The following is a 24,042-nucleotide window of genomic DNA, read 5'->3' as shown; positions in this document are numbered from 1 at the left end:
AAACTCACACGCCCAAATAGGCTTGACGCAGGGTGTCGCTGGCCAACAGCTCAGCCGAGGTGCCGGAGAAACGGATGCTGCCGTTTTCCATCACATAGGCGCGGTCGGCGATCTCCAGCGACTGGCCCACGTTTTGTTCCACCAACAGCACGGCCAAACCGCTGGCGCGCAGCTGCGCGATGAGGGCGAACATTTCTTCCACCAACAGCGGCGACAGGCCGAGCGACGGCTCGTCCAAGATCAACAGCTTGGGCTCGGCCATCAGACCGCGCCCAATGGCCAGCATTTGTTGCTCGCCACCGCTCATGGTGCCCGCGAGTTGCGACTGGCGTTCGCGCAGGCGTGGGAAGGTGTCAAACACACGCAGCAAGTTTTCGGCACGCCGCGCACGGGCGCGGGTGAAGGCCCCCAGCTCCAGGTTCTCCAACACGCTGAGGTTGGGGAACACCTTGCGGCCTTCGGGCACTTGAATCAAGCCGGCTTGCACCACACGGCGGTAATGCGCACCGGTGAGGTCTTGGCCGTCAAACACCACCCGACCGGCCCAGGTGGGCACCAGGCCCGAGACCACCGAGTTGAGGGTGGTTTTGCCTGCGCCATTGCTGCCGAGCAAAGCCACCAGTTCGCCCGGGGCCATGTGCAGGTCCACCCCACGCAACACCTCCACCGCGCCATAGCCTGCGCGCAGGCCTTCAATGGTGAGCAAATCGCTCATACGGCCTCCTGCTGTGTTTTGCGCAAACGCGCCGCCGTGCCGTGGCCCAGATAGGCCTCGATCACCTGCGGGTTTTGCGTCACCTCGGTGGGTGCGCCTTGGGCAATGAGTTGGCCCTGGGCCAACACCCACACATGCTCGGCGAGGTTCATCACGGCTTGCATGACGTGCTCAATCATGAGCACCGTCACACCACCGGCCACCAGGCCGCGCACCACGGGCAACATGTCTTGAATTTCTTGCGGGTTCAAACCGGCCAACACCTCGTCGAGCAGCAGCAGCTTGGGTTGCGTGGCCAAGGCACGGGCCAGCTCCAGGCGTTTGCGCCCCGCCACAGTCAGGTCACCGGCAGGTTTGTCGAGTTGGGCGTATAGCCCCACGCGTTCGGCCACGGCTTCGGCGGCATGCAAGGCATCGCTGCGCTTGGCGTGTTGCAGGTGGGCGCCCACGGCGATGTTTTCACGCACGGTTTGCGAGGCAAAGGGCTGCACGATTTGAAACGTGCGCGTCAAGCCCAAGGCCGCGTTGAGGTGCGGCGCACGGCCGGTGATGTCCACACCGTCAAAGGTGACGCGGCCCGTGTCGGGCACCAAAAAGCCAGACATCAACGCGAACAGCGTGGTCTTGCCCGCGCCGTTGGGACCAATCAAGGCGGTCAAACTGCCCGCAGGCACTTGCAAACTCACATCTTGCACAGCGCGCAAGCCACCAAAGGCGCGCGACACGTGGCTGACTTCCAACAAGCTCATGCGCCCTCCTTCGTCTGTGACGCGCTGTCTTGGCGCTTGAACCAACGCTGGCCAATGCCGCCCACACCGCGTGGCAAGAACATGACGATCAACACCAACACACAGCCGTAGACCACCATGTTGATGCCGGGCAACTGACCAAACAAATTGCGCGTCACATCGGCCAACACATGCAAGGCCAAGGCGCCCACCACCGGGCCCCACAGCGTGCCCATGCCGCCCACGATGGCACCCACCAGGGCCTCCACCGAGGTGTGCGGGCCAAAGGCCAAGCCGGGGTCGATGTACTGAAACACCTGCACATAAAACGCGCCGCCTGCGCCCATCAACGCCCCCGACAACACGGTGGCCCAGAGCTTGACCAAGAAGGGGTTGACGCCAATGGCACGTGCCGCGTCTTCGTTGTCGCGCACGGCTTGCAGGTAAGCGCCAAAGCGTGAGTGCCGCAACCACGCCGTCACGCACAAGGCCACCGTCACCAAGCCCAGAATCAGCCACACATAGCCCGCGCGCGAGGCAAACTGCATATTGCCCACCGACTCACGCAGGGGCAACATCAAGCCCACGCCTGCGCCGGTGAAGGGCACCGACAGCGCGACGATGCGAAACACCTCGGCAAAGGCCAGTGTGACCAGCGCAAAGTACGAGCCCTTGAGGCCATAGCGAAACGACAAAGCGCCCACAAACAAGCCCACCGCAGCGCTGGTGCCCATGGCCAGCACCAAGCTGAGCCAAGGGTTCCAGCCTGCATGCACCTGGGCCATGACTTGCACATACGCCCCGGTGCCAAAAAACAGCGCATGGCCAAACGAGAACTGGCCACCAAAACCACCCAGCACATTCCAGGCTTGCGCGAGCAAGCAGGCGTACAAGGCCATCATCACAAAGTTGAGCACCACCCCTGAATCGGTGAAAAAAGGAATGCTGCCCACCAGCAACACAAACACCGCAATGGCACGGACATCTTTCATGCGCGCGCTCCAAACAAACCTTGCGGACGGAACAACAGCACCGCAATGAAGATGGCAAAAATGCCGACCTGCCCGAGCGACTCGCCCAGGTACAAGCCACCGATGGACTCCACCACACCAATCAGCAAGCCACCCACCAAGGCACCGACAAAACTGCCCATGCCGCCCAACACCACGATGGTGAACGCCACCAGCACAAAGCCGCTGCCCACCAAGGGGTTGACGTAATAGGCGGGCAACAAGAAACAAGCTGCCGCCCCCAAGCAGGCCAAGCCAATGCCAAAGCACATGGCGTACACATGGTCCACATCGATGCCCATCAAACGGGCGCCGTGTTTTTCTTTGGCCACGGCGCGGATGGCGCGACCCAAGTCGGTGTAGCGCATCACCGCCAGCAACACCGCCGACACCACCAAGGCACCGACAAACGACACCAACTTCGGCAAGGCAATCATGGCCGGGCCAATGGTGACCGTGGTCAGGGTGTACGCGGTTTCAATGTTGCGGGTGTCGGACTTGAAAAACAACAGAGCCAGGTTTTCCAAAATGATGGACAGGCCCAGGGTGACCAGCAAGATGTTTTCGTCTTTGCCATGGCTGGCGCGGTTGATGACACCCCGCTGCAACACATAGCCCAAGGCAAACATGGCGGGCACCATGATGGGCAAAGCCAGGTAAGGGTCAATGCCGAGTTGTTCTTTTAAAAAATACACACCGTACAAAGCCACCATCAACGACGCCCCATGGGCGAAGTTGATGATGTGCAGCACGCCATAGATCAGGGTCAGCCCCAGCGCGATCAACGCGTAGACAGCACCTGTGGTGATGCCGTTGAGCACCGAGGCAAACAAAATGGACAGATCAAACATGGCGTGTGGCTCTGGCAGTGCGTTTTAGGCTTTCAAGGGGAAGATGGGTTCAACTTCGCGGTACTCGCGAGGAATGATCACCTTGATGTCGCCCTTGACCACTTGGGTCATCAAAGGCTGAGCACCCATGTTTTGTCCGTTGACAAACTGGGTGGTGCCGTAGGGCATGATGTGGTCAGAGAAGGTGCTCTTGTTCAAGGCATCGATGATGGCGGCGCGGTCGGTGGACTTGGCGTGCTCAATCGCATCGGCCAACAAGCGCATCGCCGTGTAGGCCATGAACACTTCGTAGCTGAAGAACAGACCCTTGGCTTCGACGCGTTTTTTGAGTTCCAACGAACGCTTGTCGCGTGGGTTGAACCAATGGTTGCAGTCGATGATGCCGTTGGCCGCATCGGGGAATTCTTTGACGAATTTGTAGCTCGATGCCGCGCCACCCAAGACCGAGTAAATCGCTTTGGGCGTGACTTTTTGCTGCTGCATGGTGCGCACCAACAAGGCGTACTCGTTGTAGTAGTTGGCCGGGATCACGATGTCGGGGTTGACCTGCTTCATGCGCAACACAATGTTGTTGAAGTCGCGCGTGGGGTTGGCGTGCTTGACGATTTCTTTGACCTCGTAGCCATAGCCGGGCAGCTCGCGTGCCAACAAGTTGGCGGTGCCGGTGCCAAACAAAGACTCTTCGTGGATGATCATCACGGTGCGTGCAGGCTTGCCCGCAGCGGTGTTGAGCACATGCAAGTTGGCCACGGCCACTTCAGCGCACTTTTTGTAGCCAGGGCCAAAACGGAAGGTGTTTTTCAAACCACGCTCAACAATTTGATCGGCCACACCGACGTCCACCACGTGGGGCAGGTTGTACTTGGCGGCGGCTTGGGTGGTGGCCAAGCAAATGGCCGAGGCAAACGCACCGACGATGGCGCTCACGCCGGCTTCGTTCATTTTTTCAACTTCCGCCGCACCCGCTTGTGGGGTGGACTGTGCGTCGCCCAGCAGGGCTTCGATCTTGGCGCCACCGAGCGACTTGATGCCACCGGCTTTGTTGATGTCTTCAATGGCCATCATCACGCCTTCGCGGCATTGCTGACCCGAGTACGCCAGCGCGCCGGTGACGGGGTGCAACACACCCACTTTCACGGTCTTGGGCTGCGCGCCGCCCACCAATGGAAATGCCAAAGCCGAAGCTGCGGCTGCCGACTGACCCATAAACTGACGACGTGAAGTCATGCTGTGCTCCTTTGAAAAATCAATGAAAGTTGGCCGATAACTCTTTGCTGACCCAGACCTTGGCATCGATGCTGCCCACCCGAGACAACTGCATTTGGTATTCGTAACGGTCCGGTCGATACAGCCCGTGCAACCACTGGATGGGCTTGTCGTCGGTGTCATAAATCAGGCGGTTGACCGCCAGCAGCGCCGAACCTACGGCGATGTCCAAATGTTGCGCCATGCTGGCGTCGGCCAACTTGGCAGAAATGCTTTGTTGCGCACGGCCCACCTTGACGCCCGACTCTTCGAGCAGCATGAGGATGGGTTTTTGCGCCAGCTCTTTGCGGCCAAAGCCACTGGCAATGCGCTCTGGTACCCAGGTGGTGATGTACGACAGCGGGCCTTCTTTGGTGTAGCGCACACGCTGGGCTTTTTGCACCAGCTCGCCATCGGGCAGTTGCAAGGCCATGGCCACCTCATGGGGTGCGGGCAAGCGTTGTACCGACAACACCTTGACGGTGGTGCGCAAGCCCATGCTGACCAGGTTTTCCAGCAAACCCGTCAGGCGTGCTTGTTGTGTTTTGTGGGTGGCAGCATCCACTTGCGGGCCACTGCGCTGCACCAGGGAACGGGTGCCACGCCCGGGCTCGCGGCTGATCAAGCCCTCTTGGGCCAGCTGCGCCAAAGCGCGCCGCACCGTGACGCGGGCCACCGAGAACTGCTGCATCAGCGCCAGCTCACCGGGCAAGCCCTGGGCGAACTTGCCTTCGTGCAATTGCTCACGCAGCACCAGATACACCTGGTGGTACTTGGGCAAGGGCATGACAGAACTCATGGCTGGCGATGGTGTATCAGTTCTATTGACCTGTCAATAGGACATTTGCTGAGGACAATCACCCAGGTGACCGTGCATGCGAAAGCATTCAGTTTGTATGTCAGGGAAATGCGGTGTGGCTATGGCAAGATTTCTGCATGCAGTTGCTACAAAAATTCAACGTGATCGGCGCGCTCTACAAAGCGCTTCACTTCTTTGTCACCAAGAACCGGGGGCGTAGTTTCCGGCAAAAAGTTTTCTCGCTGTTGCACCCCACACCCACCTCGGGGCCACTGCACCGCTACATCGACCACCTGATCATTTTGTCGGTGCTGGTGTCGGTGCTGAGCATCATTTTCGAGACCATCACCGAAGTGCGTGCGGTATTCAGTACCGAATTCAAGCTGCTCGAAGTGGTGACGGTGACGATCTTCACCGTGGAGTACGTGGCAAGGGTTTACAGCTGCTGCGAGTTGCCACAATTCGCACACCCCATCAAAGGGCGCTTGCGCTACATGATGACCATCAGCGCCATGATCGACTTGTTGGCCATCTCGCCCTTCTTTCTGGACATGGTGCTGGACAAAAACTTTGACCTGCGCTTTTTGCGTGTGTTTCGCTTGTCGCGATTGCTCAAACTCACGCGCTACACCGGCACCCTCAACACCTTGTTCAAAGCGGTGCAACGCGAGCACCGGGTGTTGCTGGCCTCGGCCTTCATGATGTTGCTGCTGGTGATCTTGACCGCGAGCTTGGGCTTCGAGCTGGAACACGACGCGCAACCCGACAAGTTTGAAAGCATCCCCGCCTCGATGTACTGGGCGGTGATCACGCTGGCCAGCGTGGGCTATGGCGACATCTCGCCCATCACGCCGCTCGGGCGCGCCATGACGGTGGTGATCAGCCTGATTGGCATTGGCATCTTTGCCATTCCTGCGGGTTTGATGGCTTCGGCTTTCACCGACCAATTGCGCATTGACCGCGAAACCTTTGAGAACGAATTTCGCAAAGCCATTGCCGATGGCCGCTACTCCAGCGCAGAGCGCCATGTGATGGACGCCGAAGCCGAGCGCCTGCACCTGACGCCACAAGACGTGAACCGCATCATCGAACGCGTGCACCAAGAAATGCGCAGCGTGGGCCACGACGTGACCGAGGGCCTAGACCCCGAGGTGATGATGGAGCGCTACCGGCAACAAATCAGTGCCTTGCGCGGCATGGCGCATGGCAAGAGTGCCGACCAAATTGACGCGCTGTTGCGCAATGAGGCCAAGTCCACCGCTGCGGAGCGGGCCATCTGGCAAACCCTGCGCGAGAAGTAACACGCAACGCAGATTGGATCAGGCCTGGCCTTGAGGTTTGCCGCTGCTCAAGCCCTGCGCCACCAAGGCCTGAACCAGCACCTGGTTGGCTTTGTCCAAAATTTTGCCGCGTCCCCAAAAGCGCCACAGCAGCCCCAGCGCCACGCCAGCGATGCCCGTGTCCTGGGTGTACTTTTTGAACAAGGCATCGGCACGTGCGCCCAGCGGGGCTTTGAGTGCATCGACATCGCACAGATCTTGAGGCCACGTGGGCACAGGCTCTGCTTGGCCATGGCGTGGATGCAACCGGCCCAGCAAGGGAATGATGGGTAACTGCTCGGGTTCGCCGTCTTTGCCCGCCACGCTGTAGCAAGCGCGCAGCGCAGCATTGTTTCGCCACGCAGAAAAAAGCGGATTGTCGACAGGCAACGTGAAGTGCTCCGCCAAAAACAATTGGCAATTGCGACGCCCGAGCAAGAAATCGTGTTTGCGAAACTCGCGATGCAAAAAACCGCTGAAGCCACCGAGTGCGCCGCTGGCAATCCACTTGCCATCGGGCTGGGGGTACTGCGTTTGCAAGAGCGCAGGTGTGGGGCGCTTGGGGGCCACCATGTAGCGGCTGTACACATCTTCGCGGCAAGCAAGTTCAATGTCCTCGGCAGAGAAACGCGACTGTTCAATGGACGCATTCAACAACTTGAACAAGGCCAGATGCAAAGGGTTCTGCACCACGCTGACCGGCCCCGCAGGGTTAGGCCCCACAAAGGGGTCCACCATGATCAAGGCCTTCGAAGCGGTCAAACCATCACGCACGTTGTTGACCAACGGACTGCCCGACAGCTCAACACGCGCCAGTTGCAAAGGCTCGTTGTCAACCCCGCCACCATCCGCACTGAGAAACTGGTATTTGTCATTCGGTTGTAGCGACCAAGACGGGCGAATGGCCAGCGGTGCGCCGTGTGTGTCTTGAACAGGCAGGCGCATGTCGGTGTAGTCAGAGGCATTGCGCTCCACGGGGCGTGGACGCAGGCCCACGGGAAAGGCCCCAGAGGCCAACGAGGTCATGGCAAAGCGCTGCCAGGCGGCATCGCTCCACTTAGAGGCGGCTGTGGGCTGGAGCGGGTACTCGTAGCGCGCATCGGGCGTCAGGCGAATCGCAGGTGCGCTGGCTGCGCCAGCATTCATCACCGCAAAGCGCATCTGATCGGCGTGCAAGGTCAGGTCTTGTCCATAACCGCTGTTGCCGCGCAGGTCGTAGCGAAAAGGCACACCGGTGAGGTTGGTGAGGGTAAAAATGGCACGCAAGGGATTGGCCACATAGCGACGAGAGATGGAGGGCCCCTGGTAAGACAAGGCCTTTTGCGCAATGGCGTCCAAGGCGGTGGCGTCGAGCGCAGACACTGGCATCGGGTCGCTTTGCAGATCATGATCGCCCAGCAGCGCATGGATGTCGACCTGGTTGACCCAACAATCAAACAAGGGGTTGCTGACCTGCGGATCGTCTGCGTTGGTGGCATTCACTGGCGTCCAGGTTTTGTCGATGTTGGCCGCCACAATCGCGCTCACGATGGCGCCCGCAGAAGCGCCAGACAACACCCGCAAGTTCACCTCATGCACAGGGCACAAGGGCTCGCTGCCGGGTGTGTCAGCTTGGCGAGTTTTGGCGGCTTCCCAGGTGTCGAGGGCCTCGATCAAAAAGTCCATCACACCAGCGGTGTAGGCCCCCGCCGACACAGCACCTGCCAGGGTGAGACCGATTTCAAAGCGTGGCGATGTGGACATGTGTACTCCTCGTTGGTGTGAATCACGACGTCATGGTTGGGCCAGGGTGCGTCGAAAGAAGCGACGCATGATTTTTTTCCAGCCCAGCACCAAGGTGCCAATGAACACCGCCAAGCCCTCGGCCAGGTGGTTCTTGAAAGCTTGCCAAGTCTGCTTTAAGACGTCTGTCACGTCGTCTTGGAGTTGGCCTTGCCAGGGTTGCGCTTGCACCCATACCTCAATGGCAATGCTTCGGTCCATCAGTGGGGTGTCGCTGTCTGTGTCGGCGATCCAGGCGTCCAATTTCAACTTCAAGGGCTCTTGCAGCGTAGAGGTGCGCAGAGGCGTCACACGCCACTCCCAACGGAAGTAGCCGCCTTCGGTTTGTTGAATCGGTTTGTCCGTGCCCAAGCTTTCGACACGGAAGTCATTCGTGTCAAGGCTGGACAATTTGGCCTGCATCTTCTGACCTGTGTGGATGCCAGTGATTGCTTGAACAGCGCCTGCGATGACCGGAGACATGGGAGGACGACTGTCGATCTTGATCTCGATCTGATCCGCAGGCTTGTGCATGCTTGTCGCAATCATGTCGCGCAGAGAATTTGCCAAACCTTGTGCATCCATGTCTTGGCGAATCATCAAATACGCCGAAGACGACCGATTCACAGTCATGGCCGAGGGCACGTAATAAGCCGCCGAGCCTGTGTACCCAGACACAGGCATGGCACGCGATGTGTCAGACCGCTCAGCCTGTGTGGGACGGGCTGTGGGTGGTCGAACTGACTTGATGCTTGGCCGCACAGGCAGGGGCGCTGGCTGGGCAGCCTCAGAGCTGGAAGAAGCCGTGTCTGGTGTGGGTACAACAGCCTTTGCAACAGGTGGAGGTGAAACGGGTGCAGCGACTGTGGGAGCTGGTGATATGGACGCAGGGGCTGGCGGCACCACGTGCACGCGCTGCGGATCACTGGCACACCCCAGCAACCACCCGACCACACCCATGGCATACCACCAACGTTGACCACGCATACTCAGCCCTCCTGTGCAGGGCCGAGTTTTACCTATTCCAGGTTATTTTTTGTGGATGAAGCGGGAATATTTTGAATTCTTAAGAATTCAATGAGAGCGCCAAGGCTTCCCGCGCCGCCACCCGCCCCTCTTCGGTGGAAATGATCGATGAAAGGTGTAAGGCGTCTTAGATACCGCTCAACACAGCATCCATGGTTGCGATGATTTCATAGGAACGCTCTAGCACGGAGGCGACCGCTATCTGGAGCAATCGTTTGTCCAGCGGTGCTGCTTCAAACGGCACCAGCATCAATGGCTTGTTGTTGACGGTCAGGATGGGGCACAACCGATTTGGAAGGTCTTTTGCGGATAGGTTCGTGATGGCTAGCGGCACCACCATACGGGTGGCAAGTCCGCTGAGCAAATTGCTTTGAACGTCCACCACAAAGGGATAGACATCCCGCATGCGTGCGCTGGGGTTTTCATACACATCAAACTGCATACCGACTCACCAGACGCGCATGTCGTCACACCACAGTCCATGCGATTCAAATCGCTGGTTTTGTTCGGCAAGCCAAGCACCGTGCGATTGCTCGAACTGTGCTTTTCGTTGCGTCAAGGTTTCCGTATTTTTGCTTGCCTGTAATTCGGAAAACTGCTTTGCCGACAAGATGACGGTGTCAATCCGTCCATCTTTTTCAACAAACACCGGCTCAGTTTTGGCTTGGGCGCATATGGCGCCAAAACGATTCTTCGCTTGGGTTGCTGTGACTTGCATGTTCAATCATTGTGGCTTGATGGCTATTTTAGCCAAGGCCATGGTCATGCGCCACGCATCAAGCCCAAGGCTTCCCGCGCCGCCACCCGCCCCTCGTCAGTGGGGATGACCCACACCTCCACCCCGCTGCCTTCGGCATGGATGGCACGCACCGCATCACCCGTGGCCGCTTGGTTGCGTGCTGCATCGACCGACACGCCCAGGTAGTGCAACGCCTCGCACACCTGTTGGCGCAGCACCGCGTCGTGCTCGCCAATGCCCCCGGTGAAGGCCAACACATCGAGGCCACCCACGCAGGCAGTCAAGGCACCGACCTCGCGCACCACGCGGTGGGTGAACAAGTCAATCGCCAACTGTGCCGACGGCGAACCCGAGGCACGCAAGGTACGCATGTCAGCGCTCTCGCCTGACACGCCCAGCAAACCGCTTTGTTTGTAGAGCAGCTTTTGAATGGCGTCGTGGTCCCAGCCCTGCTCCATCAGATAGAGCAATACACCAGGGTCCAACGCGCCGCTGCGCGAGCCCATCATCAAGCCATCCAAAGCCGAAAAACCCATGGTGGTGGCACGGCTCTGGTGTTCGGTGGTGGCACACACGCTGGCCCCATTGCCCAAGTGGGCCATCACCGTGCGTCCCGCAGAACGGGGTGACACGTCTTGCAACACCTGGCTGACAAACTGGTACGACAGCCCATGAAATCCAAAACGACGCACCCCACGGGCGGTGAGTTGACGATCGATGGCAAAGGTGGTTTCCAGCGCTGACAGCGTACGGTGGAACGCGGTGTCAAAACAAGCCACTTGCACCACGTCTGGAAACGACTCGCTGAAAGCGCGCACCCCAGCCAAGTTGTGCGGCTGATGCAACGGTGCCAAGCTGTTGAGCGTGGCGAGTTGTGTCAACACCTCAGGCGTGACACGCACAGGGGCCGAATACAACAAGCCGCCATGCACCACACGGTGGGCAATGGCTTGCAGTGGCACATGGGCAAAGTGGGTGACCAACAATTGTTTGAGTGCAGGGAGTGCGGCATCAAAGGGGTCGACGTTTGCGCCCACTTGCACCGCGTCGATGGTTTTGGCTTGGCCTCGGATGGACCAAGTGATGCAGGGCTTGCCAGCAGGCTCCAGGCCTTCAATGCAGCCCGTCATCTCGGCTTCGGACACCGCCTGCCCCTGCACAGGGTAGAGCGCGAACTTGAGGCTCGAAGAACCCGCGTTGACAGCCAGGATGCTCATGTGTTGTGCGCGCGGTTGTGGTGGGCAATGAGCTTGGCCAGCAAGGCTGAGGCGCTGCGCGTCATCGCGGTGTCGGCGCGGCTGGTCAAGGCGATGGGCACGCGTGCACCCAAGACCACACCCGAGCCTGAGGCTCCCGCCAAATACTCCAACTGCTTGGCCATCATGTTGCCCGACTCCAGATCGGGGGCCACCAAGATGTCAGCCTGGCCCGCCACGGGCGAGACGATGTGTTTGATTTCTGCCGCATGGGTGGACACCGCGTTGTCAAAGGCCAGAGGGCCATCAATGACACCGCCTTTGATTTGGCCACGGTCGGCCATCTTGCACAGCGCGGCAGCGTCCAGGGTAGAGGGCATGCTGGGGTTGACGGTTTCCACCGCCGCCAAAATGGCCACCTTGGGCTCAGCCACACCCATGATGTGCGCAAAGTCAATCGCGTTTTGCACGATGTCGGCTTTCTCAGCCAAGGTGGGCGCGATGTTGAGCGCGGCATCGGTGATGTACAGGGGTTTGGGGTACATCGGTGCTTCAAAACGAAACACATGCGACATGCGACGCCCGGTGCGCAAGCCCGGCTGCATGACCACGGCATGGATCAGCTCATCGGTGTGCAAGCTGCCTTTCATCAAGGCTTCCAGTTGTTTGTCAGCCGCCATCTGTGCGGCCAGCTCGGCCGCCGCGTGGCTGTGCGGCACGTCGATGACGGTGGCACCCGTGATGTCAATGCCTGCTTCTGTGGCCAGCGCGCGCAGTTTTTTCTCGGGGGCAATCAGCACCGCCTGGATCAAGCCCGCGCGGTGCGCGTCCATCGCGCCTTGCAGCGAGTCGGCATCGCACGGATGCACCACCCCGCACAGCACAGGCTCCAGATGGGCACCCAGCGCCAGCAAGTGGGCGTGGCGGGCTTCGGGATCGAACAGGCTGATGTGCGCTGCATGGATGCGGGGGATACGTAACTTCTCAGTAGGCGCCATGACACGGGCCACCCCATAGAGCACGCGCTCGCCTTTTTGGTTGAGTAGCAAGCAATCGAGGTCGAGTGTTTTCTTGTCGTCTTGTTTGGCAGTGCAGGTGACCGTGACCGTCAAGGTGTCGCCAATACGCACCGGGCGGCTGAAGTGCAGGTTTTGCTCCAGATAAATCGTGCCGGGACCAGGGAACACCGTGCCCAACAAACTGGAGATCAAGGCCCCACCCCACATGCCGTGACCGATCACGCCATGGAACAAGGTGGCGTTGGCGTATTCGGGGTCGAGGTGGGCAGGGTTGGTGTCCCCCGACACAGCGGCAAAGGCCTGGATGTCGGCCAAGGTCAGGGTGCGCACGCTGCGCGCCACTTGGCCAATGACGATGCTGTCGTAGGGATAGTTTTCGAACCACTCGTTGAGGGGGTCGTTGGTAGTTTCAGTGATGTCGTTCATGACTTGCTTTCTGACGTGCTTTTTTTCAGGCCACCGCGTGGCTGCCTGCATCGACATAAATGGTTTGACCGGTCATGCCGCTGGCAGCATCGGTGCACAAAAAGGTGCTGAGGTTGGCGATCTCTTGCAAGCTCACCAGTCGTCGCAAGGGCGATTTGTCGATGTTGTTTTGCATCAAGGCATCAAAAGCTTCAATGCCAGAAGCGGCACGCGTGGGTATGGGTCCCGGCGACACCGCATGCACCCGGATGTTTTGTGGCCCCAACTCCAGCGCCATGTAGCGCACCAACGACTCCAGGGCTGCTTTGACAGGCCCCATCAAGCCATAGTGCGGCACGGCTTCGTCAGCGCCCAAATAGGTCATGGTCACCAGGCTGCCACCCTCAGTCATGTGCGGCGCGCACAGCTGTGCCAAGGTGGCAAACGAGTGGCACGACACCTCCATGGCACGGGCAAAGCCGACGCTAGAGCTGTCGACCACACGGCCATGCAAATCTTGCAGCGGCGCCCAGGCAATGGAGTGGATGACAAAGTCCAAGCGCCCCAGCTTGCCCACCGCGTACTGCACCAAGTGCTGCAAATCGTCGGGTGTTTCGATGTTGCAGGTTTGCAAGTCAAGCCCCAGGGCTTGCGTGAGTGGCTCCACAAAGGGGCGCGCTTTGTCGTTCAAACAAGAGGTCACCAAGTCAGCGCCCATCGCGTGGGCTTGTTGCGCACAGCCCCAGGCAATGCTGTGTTCGTTAGCCAAGCCCAGCACCAAACCTTTTTTACCTTGGAGTTGGAACGCGTGTGGGAGAGTGGTCATGGCAGTGCCGCTGACGCGGTCGTTGGAAATCAAGGGTTGAGCAACACGTCCAGGCCGCCTGCGGGCTCAAACCGTCCGTTTTTAAATTGCAATCGTGTCGGCCCGATGAAGGCGCGTTCAGAGCGGCTGTGCTTGGGGTCACCCGGGTAGGCGATATGGCGCACACCTGCTTCTTCAAAAGGTTGCGGCTCCACCAAGGCCGGCGCTTGGCGCTTGGCCAGCTCTAACACGCTGTGTGCGCTGCGATGCGGCACCAAGCTGACCAAGGTCATGATCTGGGGTGGCGCCAACACCAGTTCGCCCTGCCAATAGCGGGTCAAGGCTTCGCGCGGTGTGAGCCACACACTGTCTACCGCCTCGACGTTGTCATGTACCGGCTCTTGTTGAGCAGGCAACACGGCCACGAAAAAACGTGTGTCGAAACGTTTGTTGGTGATCGACGGCACACGTGGTGTGATCCAGCGCGACCACGGTGCCAGCTGTTCGGTGTCAATGGCCAAAGCGGCCTCTTGCACCATCTGTTCAAAGCCTTGGCCTGCGTGCAGTTGTTGTTGCCACTGCTGGCGTTGGCGGGCATCGTGCAGCGGCTGCTGACCATCGCGCGCACGCGCGTACAAGACACCGCATTCTTCCAAGGCCTCGCGCACAGCCGCGACGTACAAGCCAGCCGCTGTGGGGGCGTCTAAATCGGGTTCACCCAAAGCTTGTAACAGCTCGTGGGACGCGCGGTCCAAGTGCGCATGCAAAGACGGCGCGCAGTCGGTTGCGTCGAGCTTGCCACCCGGAAAAACATAAGCGCCGCCCAGCACGGCCGAAGCGGTGTGACGGCGCAACAAAAAGACTTCCAGACCACGCGGGTCTGAGGGGGCATCACGCAACAACACCACCGAGGCCGAGGCCCGCGGTGGTGAGGTGACTTCTTCGTGGTTGAGTTGCATCAAGCGCGCAATGCCGGCACAGGCATCACTTGCTTGGATAAGCAAAGTCGACGCGGCGGTTCTTGGCCCATGACTCTTCGTCATGACCCAAGGCCACTGGCTTTTCGCTGCCAAAGCTCACGGGCTCGACTTGTTTGTCGCTCACGCCATACACCTTGAGCGCACGCACCACGGCTTCGGCACGCTTTTGGCCCAGGGCCAAGTTGTATTCACGGCCGCCGCGTTCGTCGGCATTGCCTTCGACACGAATGGCCAGGCTTGATTTGGAAGCCAGGTATTTGCCTTGACGCTCGATCACGGGTGCGGATTCGGCTTTGATGGTGAACTGGTCAAAGTCAAAGTAGACGCTGCGCTGGGTAAAGATCAAGCTGTTGGGATTCAAGTGGTCTGCCACCACAGGGGCCACGCCCGAGATAGGCGCTGGAGCACCCGAGGTGCTATCAGTTGCTTTGCCACTCAAGTCAGTGGTTTCGGCCAATTTGGTGGAGCTGCAAGCAGACAACAAAACAAGTGCTGTTGCAGAAATCAAAGCAAGATAACGTTTGGACATGGATATATTAGAAGTGAAAGTGAGTCTGAATTTTAAGGCGCAACTTATATACAGAATGTAAACATGCAACAAACGCTTGAGAAACAACGCTTGGACAAATGGTTGTGGGCCGCACGTTTTTACAAAACGCGTGGCTTGGCGTGTGAAGAGATTCAAAAGAATCGCATCGACGTGAACGACCACACAGCCAAACCAGCACGCGAACTCAAAGTAGGCGACCGAGTGACCTTGCGACAAGGCCCCGTGACACGAACCGTGGTGGTCAGTGCGCTGCTGCCCATGCGTGGCCCTGCCCCAGTGGCGCAGACCATGTATCAAGAAACCGAAGAGAGCCTGCAACACAATGCAGCGCAACGCGAAGCGCGCCGACTGGCCCCCGAGCCCGCACACAGCATCGAACAAGGCCGTCCCACCAAACGCGAACGACGCCATCTGGACCAAACACGTGCGCCATGGGATGACCGATGGAGTGCGTCTTTGGATTGATGCAAGGAAGAACTGTTGTTTTTCTGAAAAATTTAAATTTATCTAGAAAAATCAAAGACATAGGGAATCTTCTTCATATTGATTCTTTTTTTAAGCAGCATTACCTTTTAAGTATTCAAATTCATCTGTATTTTTAGGCAACCTCTTGAAACCCGCATGAACAAAGGCTTGTGGGGCTTTCGATGGACAGGTAAATTCCATTCCCCGCTGAAGAAACTGGGATGCGACAAGCACTGCCCAGCCTTGGCGTTTGGAGAAATGTCATGTCAACGTTCAAAGTTTTGGTCACCAGTCAAAAAGGTGGTGTGGGTAAAAGTACCGTTGCCGCCAACTTAGCAGCGTACCTGCGCCGTCAGGGTCAAACCGTGACCTTGCTGGACTTTGACACCCACGGCTCATCCAGCACCTGGCTCACGCGTGCGCCCAACATCGGCGTGGTGGTGCAGCACCACATGCTGCCGTTGGACCAAGGTGGCAATCGCCCCATCCTGGATGCCCGCTTGCATTTGCGACGCGCTGCCAGCAGCTCTGACGTGGTGATTTGTGATCTGACTTGGACCGACTCCATCGCGGGTGAGTTGATGTTTGAGTACGACCTGGTCATCGTGCCAACTTCTGTCTCTGAAATTGAGCTGGCAGCCACCGCCGGATTTTTAAGCCGCCACCGCTGGGTCTTTGATTCAGCCATTCACACCCCGCCCACACTGCTGGTGGCCCCCACACGCGTGCAGGCAGAACATTTGCACAGCGATGTGTTCTCCAAACAGCGCTTCCCCGTGAGCTTCATGTTGTCGCCCCCTATTTTGGAAGCACAAAGCGCGCGCGACATGTTTGAGCGTGGCTATCTGATGGATTTGCAAGACGCTTGCGGTGCCTCGTTCAATGAATTTGGGAAATCGGTGTGCGCCGCACGCGACGTGCGCCACGCTGCACAAAAGCTGTCGCAGCCCCAAGCTGGCACGGCCAACAACTTGCCATTGCGCAGCAAACTTGGAACGCACAGCAGCGTGCTGGGCACACGCAGCAACCTGTTGGGCACATCGAGTTCGCTCTCGAGCCAGTACTCCATCTTGGGCCGCCATCGGGTGCAAAAGGTGCGCCCCGACGAAACCCTTGGAAAATCAAATCCGAGCCCATCGGCCAGCAGCCTGAGTGTGATGGGGATTCCTCAATTTCTCAAACGCATGTCCATGGGCGTGATCAGCAAATAATGTCTGCAGAACCACAATTTTTGTCCTTCAAAGGACTCAAGCAATACACCCCTGAAGACGGATGGGGACAGGTGCACAACTTGACCCAACCGCAAACGGCGCAAAACGACACGCCCCCCCCTGTGCCAGAAAATGTGCCAACCTTGACCGACATACCTGAGTCCGCACAAGACAGCTCTTCACCCATGCTGGACGCCTCCATGCAGTCGTTGTTTGAGCAATTGCGCGCCACGCCCAATGACCACTTGACACAAACTTGGCGCACCATTGCCGCCGAGGTGAATTTATTGACACAACGCATGGCCTTGCAACGTGAGTTGCAAGAGCGCTTGCAGCGCATTGACCAAGACCTGGTGGACCTGCGCAGCACCATCTTGCAGCACCTGCAAGAGGTTGAGCAGGCAGCCACTCAACAACTGCGCAGCGCACGACACAGGGCCGATGTGTCCGCTCTGGCGCAATCCAAGCTCGCTGCAAAACTCAACGCCGATCGCTAAATTTTTTACCGCCCACAAAGGAACACGCATGCTGGACAAACTCAATCAGATCTATCCGGTGCGCTATACCGCGTTCATCGCATCGGTGGTGTTGCTGGTGTTCACCTTGCTGGGGTCTGGTGTGATGGGTATCAGCGCCTGGTGGCCATTGGTGTTTCTGGGCCTGAGTCTGGTGGGCCTGTACGACTTGCAGCAGAACCACCACGCCATTTTGCGCAACTACCCCATCATTGGTCACTTGCGCTTCATGTTGGAGACCATTCGGCCTGAAATTCGTCAGTACTTTTTAGAGTCCGAAACCGAAGCTTCGCCTTTTTCCAGAGCCCAGCGTGGCCTGGTCTACGCCCGCGCCAAAGGGGCTTCTGACAAACGCCCGTTTGGCACACAGCTGGATGTGCGTGCCGTGGGCTACGAGTGGATCAACCACTCCATCGCCCCCACGCAACTGGCGAGTCACGACTTTCGCGTCAAAGTGGGTGGAGCCAGTTGCACCCAGCCCTACCAGATCAGCTTGTTCAACGTGTCGGCGATGAGCTTTGGGGCCCTCAGTGCCAACGCCATCATGGCCTTGAACCAAGGCGCCAAGATGGGGGGCTTTGCACACGACACCGGAGAAGGCTCGATCTCGCGCCACCACCGCGTCCATGGCGGAGATCTGATTTGGGAAATTGGTTCGGGCTACTTTGGTTGTCGCGATGAACAAGGCCGCTTCAGCCCCGAGCACTTTGTCGAGAACGTACGTTCACCCCAAGTCAAGATGGTAGAGATCAAACTCAGCCAAGGCGCCAAGCCTGGGCATGGTGGGGTGCTGCCAGGCCCCAAAGTGACCGAAGAGATTGCCGAAGCACGAGGCGTCAAAGTGGGTGAAGACTGTGTGTCGCCCTCGGCCCACAGCAGCTTTTCAACGCCGCTGGAGTTGATGCAGTTTGTGCAACAACTGCGCACCCTCAGCGAAGGCAAACCGGTGGGGATCAAGCTGTGCATCGGCCATCCCTGGGAGTGGTTTGGCATGGTCAAAGCCATGCAAGAAAGCGGCATCCAGCCCGACTTTGTGGTGGTCGATGGCGCCGAAGGCGGCACAGGCGCGGCGCCGCTGGAGTTTTCTGACCACATGGGCATGCCACTGCAAGAAGGCTTGCGCTTGGTGCACAACACCTTGGTCGGCGCGGGCTTGCGTGAGCACATCCGCGTGGGCGCCAGTGGCAAGATCGTCAGTGCGTTTGACATGGCGCGTGCTTTGGCACTGGGCGCAGACTGGTGCAACAGCGCGCGTGGTTTCATGTTTGCCCTGGGCTGCATTCAGGCGCAAACCTGCCACACGGGCAACTGCCCGACCGGCGTGACCACACAAGACCCGAAGCGACAAATGGCGCTGGTCGTGCCCAGCAAAGCGGAACGCGTGCACAACTTTCACAAACACACACTGGAAGCTTTGCAAGAAATGATGCAGTCTGCCGGACTGCACAAGCCCAGCGACTTGTCGACCAAACACATCATGCGTCGTGTCACCGAGACACACACGCAACATCTCTCTGAGCTGGTGGACAACGTGGCACCCGGTGCCTTGCTGCAAGCCGACGTCAGCCACTTGCCCGATGTCTACCGCGACTGGCCCATGGCCAGCGCCCACCATTTCAATTTATTGCGCGCCTGAAGCTGGCACACGCGGGTAGCGGATCGCGTTGTCTTTGACAACCGGTGCTGCTGGCACTGCCGCAGCACGGGCCTTCTCTGCCGCTGCGGCAGCAGCAGCAGCGGCCTTTTCTGCACTGGCTGCCGCGGCGGCGGCTTTATCGGCCAGGGCCTTGTCAACTGCTGCACGATCTGCCGCTGCTTTTTGTGCGGCGGCGCGTGCTGCCGCAGCACGTTCAGCCGCCTGTTTTTCTGCGGCCAATTGCTCGGCAGACTTCTCTTGACCCATGCGCATCGCCACGGCTCTTTCAGCCGCTGCCTTTTGCGAAGCCATGCGTTCTGCACCGGCTGCTTTTTCAGAAGCCGCCGCTTTTTCTGCGGCTTTTTCTGCCGCCGTCGCAGCCGCAGCCGCAGCCACAGCCGCCTTGGCCACGCTCATTTGTGCTTTGTCTTGGGCTTGGTTGGCCAAGGTGATGTCTTGCTTGAGTTTTTGAAGCTCGCTCAAGATGGCTTGGGTATTGGCCGCTGGCGCAGCGGGCGCTGATTTGGCCGATGAGGCGGCTTGCGCAAACAGCTGCAACTTGCCATCCAAGGCCACCAGTTTGGACTCCAGGCCTTGCAACTGTTTTTGCATGCTTTGGAATTTGGGGTCGTTGACTTTGTTGCCCTGGTCAGCCACGTTGTTGGGCATGGACGAAATGGCACGGCCAAGCTCTTCCAAACGACTGGCCACCCGTGTCTGGGTGGTCACAATCTCTTCTTGCTTTTCGGTGATCTCTGAAAAATCGGCGTTGGTCTTGCTGATGGAACTGATGCTCGCATCGACCTCAATCACACGCTTGGCCATGGCATACAGCATGGTGTCGAGCTCTTTGATCGACTTGGTCATCTTGATGGTGATGGCGAAAAAGATGCCCATCGCAATCAACAAACAGGCCACGAACGAACCCAACATGATGCGCGAGTGCAGCACATTGCGGCGGTTGTTTTCTTGAATCTTGTCCACCACATCGCGCATGCTGGAACTGACATCGGCCGCGATGGTGGCCGAGCGTGTCGACACTTCGGCTGAGTCCAGCACCACCGAAGTCAACTCTTCGATCTGGCGCGCCATCTCGTTGCTGTCGAGTGACGAATTGGCCAACTCAGTCAGGCGCTGGGCGGTCAGATCCACATCAAGGGTAGGCGCCTGCGCTTTGTCGTTGGTTTGTTGCGGGTCCGCCATCTTCACGCCTTTGGTTTGTGGTCAATTTGATCGAGTCGATCGTTGAGTTTGTGAATTTCGTTTGTGAGCTGGTTGATCCGGCTTTGGCATTGCTGCAACCATGATTCGACATGACTGGGCAGACCTTGAGGCAAAGTCATGGACATCGGAGGAAGGTCTGCGCCAGGCATGGACTCTTGGTGTGACACCTCTACTTGCATCACTTCTTGCGCTGGCAACTCGGGCTCGGTCAGCACAGGTTCAGAAGCCTTCACCTGCTCGGTCAGCGTGGGGACTTGTGCCAAGGCTTCGGCAGACATGCCTGCGGCGTCTGGCGCCAAATCAGGCACGGTGATGTGCGGCAAGCTCTCTGGCGCGGACCGCACAAAGGTCGCACCCTCGTCCTTCACGACGATAGGGGTGTCGTCTTGGTCTGGACGAATCAACTGGGCTTCTTCTGACGTACTCATCAACATTCCTTCACCTGAACGCTCTGAATCACTCGAACTGAGTTTTCAAAGACTGGCTGCCACGCAGCCATGCTTTGCCCAGCAGCGGGCTGGACTGCATATAAGCATCGGCTTCAGATTTGCTGGCAAAAGGGCCAGACACCAAAATAAAGTAGCGTTTGTTGCCACCTTTTTTACGTGGCGTCATGATGCGGGCGCTGGCATACAACTTATGGCTACGTTTGAAGGCCACCACTTCTTTCTCGGTGTCAAACGCCGCCAGCTGAACCACCCAGCTGTTGGGTGGTAATTGCTTGAGCCATTCTTCATCTGTCGCCTCGCTCAATGCGTTGGGCTCGCTCGGCTTGGCGGCGACGGCTTTTTCGGCTGGTTTGTCGCTGGCCTTGTCCAACGGCTTGGCGCTTGCCAGCGCAGAGGACGCGACCACCGCAGGCGCAGGCGCTGGCGCTGACGCTGCTGGCTCAGCGGCCACCACAGGGCCCACCGCTGCACTGGCGGTTGACGCGAAGGGTTCTGCCGCAGATGCTGCAGAAGCGGCGGCCTGTAAAGCCTCGGCAGAAGCCAATGCTTGGGCAGACAAAGCAGCGGCACTGGCCGCATCTTCTGCGGGCGTGGCCACAGCGGGTGTGCCGCGCAGCAGGTATTTCTTCATCAACTCAACTTCGTCGAGCAACGCATCACGGTACATGTAGCCATAGGCCGCGATCGACAACAACACCGCCAAGGTAATCAGGCCCCAAGGCGTTTTGCGGGCAGGTCGCTCGAACACCAGCGCAGGCTCGGGCGCTTGAGGCGGCACCACCTCGGCCAACAGCGTGGGCTCACGCGAGAGTTCGGGCAAGTTCTGCGGTGACAAGGCCGCTGCCGACACCGCAGGCGCAGCCGGCGTCACAGCTTGTGACTCGGGCAACAACACGGGTTCTTGTTTTGGTTTGTCAGCACCGGGCACACGCCATGTGGGTTTGGGGGGTTCAGCCACCCAGTTTTCCAATGGCTTCTTGGCTTGCCCTGCTTGGGTCTCAACTTCCCATTGCAACAGGTTTTTGCCAAACGCCTCCAACTTGCTGCGGTAGTTGGCGCTGCGGTTGAGCAACAAAATGACACTGATATTGCCTGCCGGAAAACCATTGACCAAACGGGCCAACAACTGCAACTCGAAGTCTTGCATCAAGATGGAGTCGCGAAACACCAGGTAGCGCCGTGGCGCATGCTTCTTGTCTTTTTCCAAGGCTTGGTTGAGCGTGAGCTCCGACAAGATTTCATTGAACTTTTTCACCAATTGTTCTGAATTGGTGGAAGCACAAAATTCGATGTGGGTTTCACCTTGCGCACGCAAGCGTTCGTCGAACAATTTGCCGTAGAAGTCGAGCACTTGGTCGTGATCGCTCAACACCGCCAAATTGAGACTTCCTTCGGTCAAGGACTTCAGGAGAATTTCAAAACGCAACCGGTCACCGGGGCTTTGGTAAATGTCAGTCATGCGGGCAACTCGGGTCTTATGTGTTCATCAAGACGCCGTTGGCATCGAACTTCATCTCATCGGGGATGGACGGCGTGGGCTTGACCACCTCATGCCCCCGGCCATACGACTGGTTCAAACTGAACACATAAGCAATGACCTGCGCAACCGCGTGGTACAGAGCCTCTGGAATGGGGTGGTCTAACTTCGTCGTGAAGTATAAGGCGCGGGCCAACAAAGGCGCCTCAAAAAGATACACACCATGCGCCTGTGCTTCTTCACGAATACGGGCTGCCAAACCGTCTTCACCTTTGGCCACCAAGAGCGGTGCACCGTCTCCGGTGGGGTCATACGACAAAGCCACCGCAAAGTGGGTTGGGTTGGTGATGACCACGTCCGCGTCTTTCACCTTGCCCATCATTTTGTTTTCCAAGATTTCGCGCTGGCGACGACGAATTTGACCTTTGACCTCAGGGCTACCCTCTGAGTTCTTCATTTCGTCGCGCACCTCTTGTTTGGTCATCTTGAGTTTTTTGTTGAGCTGGTGACGCTGCAAAGGCACATCCACCAACGCAACCAGCACCAAACCCAAACTCAGCCAGAAACAAGCATCCACGATGATCGTGCCCGACACCTTGATAGCCTCCCCCAAATCCATTTGGGAAATGTTGGTCAAGTCGTTGAGGTTGTTCATGATGGACATCAACAAGATGGCACCCACCACCAAAAATTTGGCCACCGCTTTGCCCAAGTTGATCAGCGCGTCCATGCCAAACATGCGCGCCAAACCCGACATCGGGTTGAGCTTGCTGAACTTGGGCAAGGCCAAGTGCGGTGAAAAGATAAAGCCGCCGGCCAGCGTGGTGGACAACACGGCAATCACATACAGCACGGCCATCAGCGGCAGCACAATCAAAAACCCATCCACCATCGCGTTGCCAAACACCGCAGGCAGCAACTCAGCCTTGTCGAGTGTGCGTGGGTCAAAGTTCAACTGGCTTTTGAACAAGCCCCCCATTTTGGTAAACAGGTACTGTCCCATCATGGTGAAGAACAAGGTGGCCACCACCATCATGGCGGCAGGCGGCAGTTCTTGCGACCGCGCAATTTGTCCGTCTTCACGGGCCTTGCTCAGCCGCTGCGCGGTAGGTTCTTCGGTTTTGTCTTGGCCGCTTTCTTCTGCCATGTCATTCCCCTAAATAAGAGCGAAGCATCAGAAACGACTGCGCCCAGATCCACTGGATGCGCGCCACGTTGTTGCCCATCGACATGATGAGAATCACAAAACCGGTCAAGATCAGGGCCGGAAAACCGACCGTGAAAATATTCAAACTCGGAGCCGCACGGGCCACAAAGCCCAAGCCGACGTTGATGAACAGCAGCGTCATCATCACGGGCAAGGCAATCAACAGCGCGCCCAAAAACATCATGGCGCTCCAATGAATCATCTTGCCCAGCATGTCTTGGCTGAAGAACTCCTGGCCAATCGGCAACAGCTTGAACGACTCGAGCACCAGGCCAAACACAATCAAGTGACCGCCCATGCCCAAAAAAATCAAGGTGCCCATGATGTTGAAGAACGCCGACAGCACCGGCACGTTGCCCATGTTGGGGTCAATCATGTTGGCAATGGTCAAGCCCATGGAAGCCGAAGCCGCCTGCCCCGCCACCACCAGAGCCGCAGATGCCACTTGAAACACCAGGCCCATGGTCAGGCCAATCAGAATTTGGCGTGAAATCTCCATCAGGCCTTCAGCCGTGAGGGGGTCGATGCGCGGGATGTCAATTTGCTGTGTGACCACAAAGGCCATCGAGAAGGCCAACAAAATGCGAATGCGCATGTTGACCGCGCGGATCGAAAAAATAGAAGTGAACGCTAAAAACGCAGACAAGCGCAACATCGGCCAAATGACGACCAAAAATTTATCGAGGATGTCGATGAGCGCGAGGTTCATG

General features: G+C 58.2%; 25 protein-coding genes. 5 read left to right on the top strand and 20 right to left on the bottom strand.

The window, feature by feature from the left end; genetic code table 11:
• Positions 1 to 4: 4 nt before the first annotated feature.
• From B9Z39_RS04900 to B9Z39_RS04875, 6 genes are read right to left on the bottom strand one after another with little or no spacing between them, the layout of a single operon-like run.
• The gene (locus tag B9Z39_RS04900) at positions 5 to 715 is read right to left on the bottom strand and encodes an ABC transporter ATP-binding protein (protein WP_108300892.1); all 711 of its coding nucleotides are present in this window, start codon (positions 713 to 715) and stop codon (positions 5 to 7) included.
• Positions 712 to 1,464, bottom strand: a complete 753-nt coding sequence (locus B9Z39_RS04895) for an ABC transporter ATP-binding protein (RefSeq protein ID WP_108300891.1) — start codon at positions 1,462 to 1,464, stop codon at positions 712 to 714. Before B9Z39_RS04895 ends, B9Z39_RS04900 begins: the two co-directional genes overlap by 4 nt.
• Positions 1,461 to 2,435, bottom strand: a complete 975-nt coding sequence (locus B9Z39_RS04890; protein WP_108300890.1) for a branched-chain amino acid ABC transporter permease — start codon at positions 2,433 to 2,435, stop codon at positions 1,461 to 1,463. Before B9Z39_RS04890 ends, B9Z39_RS04895 begins: the two co-directional genes overlap by 4 nt.
• Positions 2,432 to 3,304 (bottom strand): branched-chain amino acid ABC transporter permease, encoded by an 873-nt coding sequence (locus B9Z39_RS04885; protein ID WP_100145535.1) that lies wholly within the window; start codon positions 3,302 to 3,304, stop codon positions 2,432 to 2,434. Before B9Z39_RS04885 ends, B9Z39_RS04890 begins: the two co-directional genes overlap by 4 nt.
• 24 nt (positions 3,305 to 3,328) lie before the next feature.
• Complete coding sequence (locus B9Z39_RS04880) at positions 3,329 to 4,531, bottom strand: ABC transporter substrate-binding protein (RefSeq protein ID WP_100145533.1); 1,203 nt, start codon at positions 4,529 to 4,531, stop codon at positions 3,329 to 3,331.
• A 19-nt stretch (positions 4,532 to 4,550) separates the two neighbouring features.
• Positions 4,551 to 5,348 carry a GntR family transcriptional regulator gene (locus B9Z39_RS04875; RefSeq protein ID WP_199221165.1) on the bottom strand — a complete coding sequence of 266 codons (798 nt, stop codon included), beginning with the start codon at positions 5,346 to 5,348 and terminating at the stop codon, positions 4,551 to 4,553.
• Positions 5,349 to 5,485: 137 nt separating this feature from the next.
• On the opposite strand from B9Z39_RS04875, the gene B9Z39_RS04870 reads away from it, so the two are divergent.
• Positions 5,486 to 6,649 (top strand): ion transporter, encoded by a 1,164-nt coding sequence (locus tag B9Z39_RS04870; protein ID WP_108300889.1) that lies wholly within the window; start codon positions 5,486 to 5,488, stop codon positions 6,647 to 6,649.
• A gap of 18 nt (positions 6,650 to 6,667) precedes the next feature.
• Here the strand turns inward: B9Z39_RS04870 and B9Z39_RS04865 are convergent, their stop codons facing one another.
• From B9Z39_RS04865 to pal, 9 genes are all read right to left on the bottom strand, one after another.
• Positions 6,668 to 8,410, bottom strand: coding sequence for a patatin-like phospholipase family protein (locus tag B9Z39_RS04865; protein WP_108300888.1), 1,743 nt, complete (start codon positions 8,408 to 8,410; stop codon positions 6,668 to 6,670).
• Positions 8,411 to 8,440: 30 nt separating this feature from the next.
• The gene (locus tag B9Z39_RS04860) at positions 8,441 to 9,415 is read right to left on the bottom strand and encodes a hypothetical protein (protein WP_146183278.1); all 975 of its coding nucleotides are present in this window, start codon (positions 9,413 to 9,415) and stop codon (positions 8,441 to 8,443) included.
• 166 nt (positions 9,416 to 9,581) lie between these two features.
• Positions 9,582 to 9,896 carry a CcdB family protein gene (locus B9Z39_RS04850; RefSeq protein WP_100145523.1) on the bottom strand — a complete coding sequence of 105 codons (315 nt, stop codon included), beginning with the start codon at positions 9,894 to 9,896 and terminating at the stop codon, positions 9,582 to 9,584.
• 6 nt (positions 9,897 to 9,902) lie between these two features.
• Positions 9,903 to 10,172 (bottom strand): type II toxin-antitoxin system Phd/YefM family antitoxin, encoded by a 270-nt coding sequence (locus B9Z39_RS04845; protein WP_100145802.1) that lies wholly within the window; start codon positions 10,170 to 10,172, stop codon positions 9,903 to 9,905.
• Between the two features lie 44 nt (positions 10,173 to 10,216).
• Positions 10,217 to 11,410: an acetate/propionate family kinase gene (locus B9Z39_RS04840; protein ID WP_108300886.1), complete on the bottom strand. Its 1,194-nt coding sequence runs from the start codon at positions 11,408 to 11,410 to the stop codon at positions 10,217 to 10,219.
• On the bottom strand, positions 11,407 to 12,834 hold the full coding sequence (locus B9Z39_RS04835) for a bifunctional enoyl-CoA hydratase/phosphate acetyltransferase (RefSeq protein WP_108300952.1): 1,428 nt from the start codon (positions 12,832 to 12,834) through the stop codon (positions 11,407 to 11,409). Before B9Z39_RS04835 ends, B9Z39_RS04840 begins: the two co-directional genes overlap by 4 nt.
• Positions 12,835 to 12,859: 25 nt before the next feature.
• Positions 12,860 to 13,639: an enoyl-ACP reductase FabI gene (gene fabI / locus B9Z39_RS04830; RefSeq protein ID WP_108300951.1), complete on the bottom strand. Its 780-nt coding sequence runs from the start codon at positions 13,637 to 13,639 to the stop codon at positions 12,860 to 12,862.
• A gap of 29 nt (positions 13,640 to 13,668) precedes the next feature.
• Positions 13,669 to 14,577 (bottom strand): NUDIX hydrolase, encoded by a 909-nt coding sequence (locus B9Z39_RS04825; RefSeq protein WP_100145519.1) that lies wholly within the window; start codon positions 14,575 to 14,577, stop codon positions 13,669 to 13,671.
• A gap of 25 nt (positions 14,578 to 14,602) precedes the next feature.
• The gene (pal, locus tag B9Z39_RS04820) at positions 14,603 to 15,127 is read right to left on the bottom strand and encodes a peptidoglycan-associated lipoprotein Pal (RefSeq protein WP_108300885.1); all 525 of its coding nucleotides are present in this window, start codon (positions 15,125 to 15,127) and stop codon (positions 14,603 to 14,605) included.
• A 63-nt stretch (positions 15,128 to 15,190) separates the two neighbouring features.
• Between pal and B9Z39_RS04815 the strand changes: the two genes are divergently transcribed.
• The 4 genes from B9Z39_RS04815 to B9Z39_RS04800 all read left to right on the top strand — a co-directional run bounded on the left by B9Z39_RS04815 (position 15,191) and on the right by B9Z39_RS04800 (position 18,975).
• On the top strand, positions 15,191 to 15,613 hold the full coding sequence (locus B9Z39_RS04815; RefSeq protein ID WP_108300884.1) for an RNA-binding S4 domain-containing protein: 423 nt from the start codon (positions 15,191 to 15,193) through the stop codon (positions 15,611 to 15,613).
• Between the two features lie 263 nt (positions 15,614 to 15,876).
• Complete coding sequence (locus B9Z39_RS04810; protein ID WP_158236138.1) at positions 15,877 to 16,824, top strand: ParA family protein; 948 nt, start codon at positions 15,877 to 15,879, stop codon at positions 16,822 to 16,824.
• Positions 16,824 to 17,321 carry a hypothetical protein gene (locus B9Z39_RS04805; RefSeq protein WP_108300883.1) on the top strand — a complete coding sequence of 166 codons (498 nt, stop codon included), beginning with the start codon at positions 16,824 to 16,826 and terminating at the stop codon, positions 17,319 to 17,321. Before B9Z39_RS04810 ends, B9Z39_RS04805 begins: the two co-directional genes overlap by 1 nt.
• Positions 17,322 to 17,349: 28 nt before the next feature.
• Positions 17,350 to 18,975 (top strand): FMN-binding glutamate synthase family protein, encoded by a 1,626-nt coding sequence (locus tag B9Z39_RS04800; RefSeq protein ID WP_108300882.1) that lies wholly within the window; start codon positions 17,350 to 17,352, stop codon positions 18,973 to 18,975.
• Here the strand turns inward: B9Z39_RS04800 and B9Z39_RS04795 are convergent.
• Genes B9Z39_RS04795 through fliR form a run of 5 tightly spaced genes read right to left on the bottom strand, consistent with a single transcriptional unit; the run spans position 18,961 to position 24,041 of the window.
• Positions 18,961 to 20,178 (bottom strand): hypothetical protein, encoded by a 1,218-nt coding sequence (locus B9Z39_RS04795; protein ID WP_100145509.1) that lies wholly within the window; start codon positions 20,176 to 20,178, stop codon positions 18,961 to 18,963. The genes B9Z39_RS04800 and B9Z39_RS04795 overlap by 15 nt on opposite strands.
• Before the next feature lie 2 nt (positions 20,179 to 20,180).
• Entirely contained in the window at positions 20,181 to 20,627 is a 447-nt protein-coding gene (locus B9Z39_RS04790; RefSeq protein ID WP_143474150.1) for a hypothetical protein, read from the bottom strand.
• 28 nt (positions 20,628 to 20,655) lie between these two features.
• Entirely contained in the window at positions 20,656 to 22,107 is a 1,452-nt protein-coding gene (locus B9Z39_RS04785; RefSeq protein WP_108300881.1) for an SPOR domain-containing protein, read from the bottom strand.
• A 16-nt stretch (positions 22,108 to 22,123) separates the two neighbouring features.
• A complete protein-coding gene (flhB, locus tag B9Z39_RS04780) occupies positions 22,124 to 23,272 on the bottom strand; it encodes a flagellar biosynthesis protein FlhB (RefSeq protein ID WP_100145503.1) in 1,149 nt (382 codons plus the stop codon).
• A 1-nt stretch (position 23,273) separates the two neighbouring features.
• Positions 23,274 to 24,041 (bottom strand): flagellar biosynthetic protein FliR, encoded by a 768-nt coding sequence (gene fliR, locus B9Z39_RS04775; RefSeq protein WP_100145501.1) that lies wholly within the window; start codon positions 24,039 to 24,041, stop codon positions 23,274 to 23,276.
• Position 24,042 lies beyond the last annotated feature (1 nt).

This window comes from Limnohabitans sp. JirII-29 (genome assembly GCF_003063395.1).
GTDB lineage: Bacteria > Pseudomonadota > Gammaproteobacteria > Burkholderiales > Burkholderiaceae_C > Limnohabitans.
This window is presented reverse-complemented; position numbering and strand designations above follow the sequence as displayed.

Excerpts from the sequence above, each read along its gene's own strand:
- B9Z39_RS04785 (WP_108300881.1), bottom strand. The coding sequence starts at position 22,107 with ATGACTGACATTTACCAAAGCCCCGGTGACCGGTTGCGTTTTGAAATT.
- fabI (WP_108300951.1), bottom strand. The coding sequence starts at position 13,639 with ATGACCACTCTCCCACACGCGTTCCAACTCCAAGGTAAAAAAGGTTTG.
- B9Z39_RS04810 (WP_158236138.1), top strand. The coding sequence starts at position 15,877 with ATGTCAACGTTCAAAGTTTTGGTCACCAGTCAAAAAGGTGGTGTGGGT.
- B9Z39_RS04900 (WP_108300892.1), bottom strand. The coding sequence starts at position 715 with ATGAGCGATTTGCTCACCATTGAAGGCCTGCGCGCAGGCTATGGCGCG.
- B9Z39_RS04840 (WP_108300886.1), bottom strand. The coding sequence starts at position 11,410 with ATGAGCATCCTGGCTGTCAACGCGGGTTCTTCGAGCCTCAAGTTCGCG.
- B9Z39_RS04865 (WP_108300888.1), bottom strand. The coding sequence starts at position 8,410 with ATGTCCACATCGCCACGCTTTGAAATCGGTCTCACCCTGGCAGGTGCT.
- flhB (WP_100145503.1), bottom strand. The coding sequence starts at position 23,272 with ATGGCAGAAGAAAGCGGCCAAGACAAAACCGAAGAACCTACCGCGCAG.
- pal (WP_108300885.1), bottom strand. The coding sequence starts at position 15,127 with ATGTCCAAACGTTATCTTGCTTTGATTTCTGCAACAGCACTTGTTTTG.
- B9Z39_RS04860 (WP_146183278.1), bottom strand. The coding sequence starts at position 9,415 with ATGCGTGGTCAACGTTGGTGGTATGCCATGGGTGTGGTCGGGTGGTTG.
- B9Z39_RS04815 (WP_108300884.1), top strand. The coding sequence starts at position 15,191 with ATGCAACAAACGCTTGAGAAACAACGCTTGGACAAATGGTTGTGGGCC.
- B9Z39_RS04895 (WP_108300891.1), bottom strand. The coding sequence starts at position 1,464 with ATGAGCTTGTTGGAAGTCAGCCACGTGTCGCGCGCCTTTGGTGGCTTG.
- B9Z39_RS04790 (WP_143474150.1), bottom strand. The coding sequence starts at position 20,627 with ATGAGTACGTCAGAAGAAGCCCAGTTGATTCGTCCAGACCAAGACGAC.
- B9Z39_RS04835 (WP_108300952.1), bottom strand. The coding sequence starts at position 12,834 with ATGAACGACATCACTGAAACTACCAACGACCCCCTCAACGAGTGGTTC.
- B9Z39_RS04805 (WP_108300883.1), top strand. The coding sequence starts at position 16,824 with ATGTCTGCAGAACCACAATTTTTGTCCTTCAAAGGACTCAAGCAATAC.
- B9Z39_RS04890 (WP_108300890.1), bottom strand. The coding sequence starts at position 2,435 with ATGAAAGATGTCCGTGCCATTGCGGTGTTTGTGTTGCTGGTGGGCAGC.
- B9Z39_RS04800 (WP_108300882.1), top strand. The coding sequence starts at position 17,350 with ATGCTGGACAAACTCAATCAGATCTATCCGGTGCGCTATACCGCGTTC.
- B9Z39_RS04845 (WP_100145802.1), bottom strand. The coding sequence starts at position 10,172 with ATGCAAGTCACAGCAACCCAAGCGAAGAATCGTTTTGGCGCCATATGC.
- B9Z39_RS04880 (WP_100145533.1), bottom strand. The coding sequence starts at position 4,531 with ATGACTTCACGTCGTCAGTTTATGGGTCAGTCGGCAGCCGCAGCTTCG.
- B9Z39_RS04885 (WP_100145535.1), bottom strand. The coding sequence starts at position 3,304 with ATGTTTGATCTGTCCATTTTGTTTGCCTCGGTGCTCAACGGCATCACC.
- B9Z39_RS04795 (WP_100145509.1), bottom strand. The coding sequence starts at position 20,178 with ATGGCGGACCCGCAACAAACCAACGACAAAGCGCAGGCGCCTACCCTT.
- B9Z39_RS04825 (WP_100145519.1), bottom strand. The coding sequence starts at position 14,577 with ATGCAACTCAACCACGAAGAAGTCACCTCACCACCGCGGGCCTCGGCC.
- B9Z39_RS04850 (WP_100145523.1), bottom strand. The coding sequence starts at position 9,896 with ATGCAGTTTGATGTGTATGAAAACCCCAGCGCACGCATGCGGGATGTC.
- fliR (WP_100145501.1), bottom strand. The coding sequence starts at position 24,041 with ATGAACCTCGCGCTCATCGACATCCTCGATAAATTTTTGGTCGTCATT.
- B9Z39_RS04875 (WP_199221165.1), bottom strand. The coding sequence starts at position 5,348 with ATGAGTTCTGTCATGCCCTTGCCCAAGTACCACCAGGTGTATCTGGTG.
- B9Z39_RS04870 (WP_108300889.1), top strand. The coding sequence starts at position 5,486 with ATGCAGTTGCTACAAAAATTCAACGTGATCGGCGCGCTCTACAAAGCG.